The organism is Arsenicibacter rosenii, assembly GCF_001870735.1.
GTDB lineage: Bacteria > Bacteroidota > Bacteroidia > Cytophagales > Spirosomataceae > Arsenicibacter > Arsenicibacter rosenii.
Window position 1 is genome coordinate 1 of the sequence record NZ_MORL01000058.1, and the last position, 5,516, is coordinate 5,516.

Consider the following 5,516-nt stretch of genomic DNA (forward strand, 5'->3'; position numbering starts at 1 on the left):
GTGAAGCCGACACCACCGGTGGGTACGACGCTGGCGCCGGTAGCGATAGACGATGCGCTGCTGACGCAGATGAACACGCCGAAGGGAGGCAGTCTGGCCACGAATGACAGTGATCCGAACAATCCTCCGCTGGCTTTGACCTACACGGCAGGCAGCTACACGACGGCGCACGGGACGATTGTGGTGGCCGCCAACGGCAGCTACACCTACACGCCTGCCACGGGTTATGCGGGTCCGGACAGCTANAACGCTACGCTGAGCATTGATGTGCAGCGGCCGGATTACCAGTCTCCGATTGCGAAGAACGACATCAATAATACGAATATCAACACGCCGGTTGGGGGCAATGTGCTGACCAACGACGTGGATCCGCAGGGCCTTCCGCTGCGGGCGAGTCTGCTGAGCCAGCCGGCCAACGGCACGGTGACGCTGGGTCCTGACGGCAGCTACACCTACACGCCGCCGACGGGCTTCACGGGAGTAGCGACCTTCTGCTACTCGGTGAGCAACACGGCGGGTCTGAGCAGCAGCGCCTGCGTGACGATTAACGTGAATCCGGGACCGATCGTGGCGTATAATAATCCACCGATTGCCAACAATGATAATACACAAACCCGCCAGGGTGTGCCGGTCACGATCAACGTGACGGCCAACGATACCGACCCGGATAGTGCGACATCGGGCAACGGTCAGTTGGGGTCGCCAACACTGATTACGCCACTGCTGAGTGCAAGCATTGGAAGTGTAACCGTGGTTAACGGCCAAGTGGTGTTTACCCCGGCAGCCAGCTTCACCGGAATTGCCACATTCCCGTACCGCATTTGCGACCAGGGCAGCAATCCGGGTCCGCTTTGCTCAACGGCGGTAGTGACGGTTAATGTATTACCGGCTCCTCCGACAGGCACGACCTTGGCACCGGTAGCCGTAGACGATGCGTTGCTGACGCAGGTGAATACGCCGAAGGGCGGCAGTCTGGCCAGCAACGACAGTGATCCGAACAGTCCGCCGCTGGCGCTGACCTATACGGCGGGCAGCTTTACAACGGCACACGGAACGGTTGTGGTGGCCACTAACGGCAGCTACACGTATACACCGGCCACAGGCTATGCGGGTCCGGATAGCTACTCCTATACGGTCTGTAACACAGCCAACAAATGTACAGGAGCAACCTTGAACATTTTAGTGCAACAGCCAATTTACCTGGCGCCGGTTGCGAAGAATGACATCAATAATACGAATGTGAACACGCCGGTTGGGGGCAATGTGCTGACCAACGACGTAGACCCGCAAGGTCTTCCGCTGAGGGCCAGCCTGCTGAGCCAGCCGGCCAACGGCACGGTGACGCTGGGTCCTGACGGCAGCTATACCTACACGCCGCCGACGGGCTTCACGGGGGTAGCGACCTTCTGCTACTCGGTGAGCAACACGGTGGGCCTGAGCAGCAGCGCCTGCGTGACAATCAACGTCAATCCGCTGCCGAATCCGGTGTATAACAATCCGCCGGTGGCCAACAACGACAATACCGAGACGCGTCAGGGAGTTCCTGTTACGATCAATGTGGCTGCCAACGACACGGATCCCGACAGTGCGACTTCGGGCAGGGGCCAACTGGGTTCCCCCGCCCTGATTACGCCATTGCTGAGTGCCAGCATCGGTAGTACAACGATCGTAAACGGTCAGGTGGTGTTTACCCCGGCAGCCAGCTTTACCGGGATAGCCAGCTTCCCGTACCGAATTTGCGATCAGGGCACCGATCCGGGTCCGTTGTGTGCAACGGCGGTAGTGACGGTTAACGTATTGCCGGCTCCTCCGACAGGCGTAACGCTGGCACCGGTGGCGATAGATGATGCGCTGCTGACGCAGGTGAACACGCCGAAGGGGGGCAGTCTGGCCACGAATGACAGTGATCCGAACAATCCTCCGCTGGCTTTGACCTACACGGCAGGCAGCTACACGACGGCGCACGGGACGATTGTGGTGGCCGCCAACGGCAGCTACACCTACACGCCTGCCACGGGTTATGCGGGTCCGGACAGCTACTCCTATACGGTCTGTAACACAGCCAATAAGTGTGCCAACGCTACGCTGAGCATTGATGTGCAGCGGCCGGATTACCAGTCTCCGGTTGCGAAGAACGATATCAATAATACGAATGTGAACACGCCGGTGGGAGGCAATGTGCTGACCAACGACGTGGATCCGCAGGGCCTTCCGCTGCGGGCGAGCCTGCTGAGCCAGCCGGCCAACGGCACGGTGACGCTGGGTCCTGACGGCAGCTACACCTACACGCCGCCGACGGGCTTCACGGGAGTAGCGACCTTCTGCTACTCGGTGAGCAACACGGCGGGTCTGAGCAGCAGCGCCTGCGTGACGGTGAATGTGAATCCGCTGCCGAATCCGGTGCTGAACAATGCGCCGGTGGCTAACAACGACAACACCGAGACGTATCAGAATACGGCGGTGGTGATCAGTGTGAAGGCCAACGACACGGACCCCGACAGTGCGACTTCGGGCAATGGTCTGCTGAGTGCGACGGTATCGGTGGGTCAGCCCTCGGTGGGTACGGCGGTAGCCAACGCCAGCGGGACGGTGACTTATACGCCACCAGCGGGTTTCACGGGAGTGGTGAGCTTCCCGTACACGGTGTGTGACCAGGGCAGCAATCCGGGTCCGTTGTGTGCGACGGCTGTGGTGACGGTGCTGGTGAAGCCGGCTCCACCGGTGGGTACGACGCTGGCGCCGGTGGCGGTAGACGATGCTATCCTGACAACAATAAATACATCGAAAACGGCAACGGTAGCTACTAATGACTATGATCCGAATAACCCGCCGCTGAGTCTGACTTATACTAGTGGGCAGCCAACGAATGGCACAGTGGTTATGGGCATAAATGGCAGCTATACCTATACGCCGGCAAACGGATATGTTGGACCGGATAGTTTTACATATACTGTCTGTAACACAGCCGGTTTATGCGATAAGGCTACGGTGAGTGTGCTTGTACAAGCTCCTGTAGGTTTCAGATTATTTGCAAAAGCATGGTTACAGGGAGCGTTATTAAACGTCACAACAGCAAACGGGATTATGCGTGACGATTTACGGGCAAAGAACCTGATACCTGCCTCAAGCCCTTACGGTAGTAGTAGCTTTACGGTACTCCAGCCAATAACCCGGGTAGGAGCGATTGCGAATACAACGGCCGTATTCAGTGTAACAGGCAATGATGCAATTGTAGACTGGGTATTTGTTGAAGTTCGGAGCCCGTCTAATATGTCGCTGGTTGTGGATAGTAGAGCGGCTTTAATTCAGCGGGATGGCGACATTGTGGATATAGATGGTGTGTCACCAGTCTCTTTCACCAGCGTTAACATTGGGAATTATTTCGTTTCAGTTCGACACAGAAATCACCTTGGCGTGATGACCGCAACGGCCGTACCAATGTCGGTTACAGGAACAGTTATTGATTTCAGAGATCCAAACACGCCAACGTATCGGTTATCAACGTCGGGTGTAGATCAGGCGCAGGTAACTGTAGTACAAGGGGTGGCTATGTGGGCAGGAAATGTTCGGTATGATAAGAGTGTGATTTATCAGGGACCTAATAATGATGTCGCCGATATAAATAGTCAGGTTAAAGGAGCCACTGATACAAATGGTAATATTCTGAATATTGCCGGGCTACCAAACTTTATTCTTAGAGGCTATTATACAGGAGACGTAGATATGGATGGCCGGACAATTTATCAGGGACCAGGGAATGATGTAGGCCAGATTTTTCTGAATGTAACCCGAAACCATCCAGGGAATATAGCAGGGCTAAACATTTTTATCATTCGCGAACAACTGCCGTAGATAGGGTCGGGGCTGCTGTACAAAAGGCAGTCCCGATTATCTGGCTGATTGTCAGTGAAAGACAATTTTCAGACTATGATAATGAAAAACATAACTACCATGAAACGATATTTAACATGGGTATTTAGCCTGTTAGTATGTCTAAGTACGTACAACGTATGGGGGCAGAATACGTCCAACACGGTTAAGTTTCAAGTAACCTACGACGTTCAGACACAAATGTATACGGCTTGGGTTGTACCGGACTACTCCACTCCCAATAACAATAATACAGGTGTAAACGAGTTAGTGTCGACAGCTCAGGTGACACTGAAAGTACCTATTAGTTTCGTAATCAGTAATATTACTGATGCATCAGGAACGCAATCCTGGGAAAAAAATCCGGTGAAATTAGGGAAGGGTTTATCGCTTACTACTTCTTCGGGTAGTTCATTCACACAGACATATGGGAATAATGTAGACCCGAATTTTGCCTATTATGTGATAGGTAAAGCACCTAATGAGTCGAATTTAGGCCGGTTTACGGCAAACACGCCTGTCGCTTTATTTACATTTAAAGGGAATGGTTGTTTTGGCCCTGTTTCTCCGATTCCAAATAATGACCCGTTTTTAGTAGACCCTAATGCTTCTGTCTATGCGGTTGGAAATAACTTTTTCTCCGCATCGGGTCAGCCTGTAGGAGGAAACCAAATGGCGGTAGAGCAATTTATTGATATAATTGGTTCACCGGCCGACTGTCGGTTACCGATTCAGGCTATATCGGATATCAATATTACAAACGTCAATACACCGGTATCTGGAAATGTGGTGACGAATGATATCAATCCACAAGGAACGACATTAACCGTTTCACTGCTGAATCCGCCACCGGGTAGTCTGACGCTGACACCTTCAGGAAGTTACACCTACACACCCCCGACCGATTTTACGGGTACTGTTAGTTTTTGCTACTCGATCAGTAACACAGTAGGACAAAGTAGTACGGCATGCGTAAGCATTAATGTATTGCCACTTCCGACACCAGGGAATGATCCACCGGTTGCAAATAACGATGCTTCACGCACAGAGTCGGGTAAGCCTGTAGTTATTGTGGTACTCGCTAATGATAGTGATCCGGATGATCCCTCAACACCGGAAGGTAGATTGGGAAATCCTATCATAATAAGTCAGCCATCTGCGGGTACTGCTATAGTAAACAATGATGGAACGGTAACCTATACACCCCCGGCAGGCCTCACGGGGGTAGTTACCTTCCCTTATAGGGTTTGTGATAGTGTACTCCCAACACCCCTTTGTTCAACAGCATTGGTAACTGTTATCGTGCAGCCGACATCGGCAACGGGGACGACACAGTCACCAATTGCGGTTGACGATGCGATACTGACGAGTGTAAACACGTCGAAAACAGCTACAGTCGCCGGAAATGACTCTGATCCGAATACACCGGCACTTTCGCTTACGTTTACCTCGGGTCAGCCGTCGCACGGTTCGGTGGTCTTTAGTTCGACGGGGAGCTACACCTATACGCCGACAACCGGATATGTAGGAACGGATAGCTTTACCTATACAGCTTGTAACACGGCAGGCTTGTGTAGTAAAGCTACTGTTTACATCGATGTGCAGGGATTGACTTTACAGTCTCCGGTTGCGAAGAACGATATCAA

The 5,516-nt window shown here is 52.9% G+C and carries 2 protein-coding genes; both read left to right on the plus strand.

The features are described from left to right. The first annotated feature begins 18 nt into the window (after nucleotides 1-18). The gene (locus BLX24_RS29360) at nucleotides 19-3,852 is read left to right on the plus strand and encodes an Ig-like domain-containing protein (protein WP_445422161.1); all 3,834 of its coding nucleotides are present in this window, start codon (nucleotides 19-21) and stop codon (nucleotides 3,850-3,852) included. 81 nt (nucleotides 3,853-3,933) lie between these two features. Then, nucleotides 3,934-5,516: Ig-like domain-containing protein (locus tag BLX24_RS32370; RefSeq protein WP_177225959.1), on the plus strand; the 1,583-nt coding region annotated here is incomplete at its 3' end.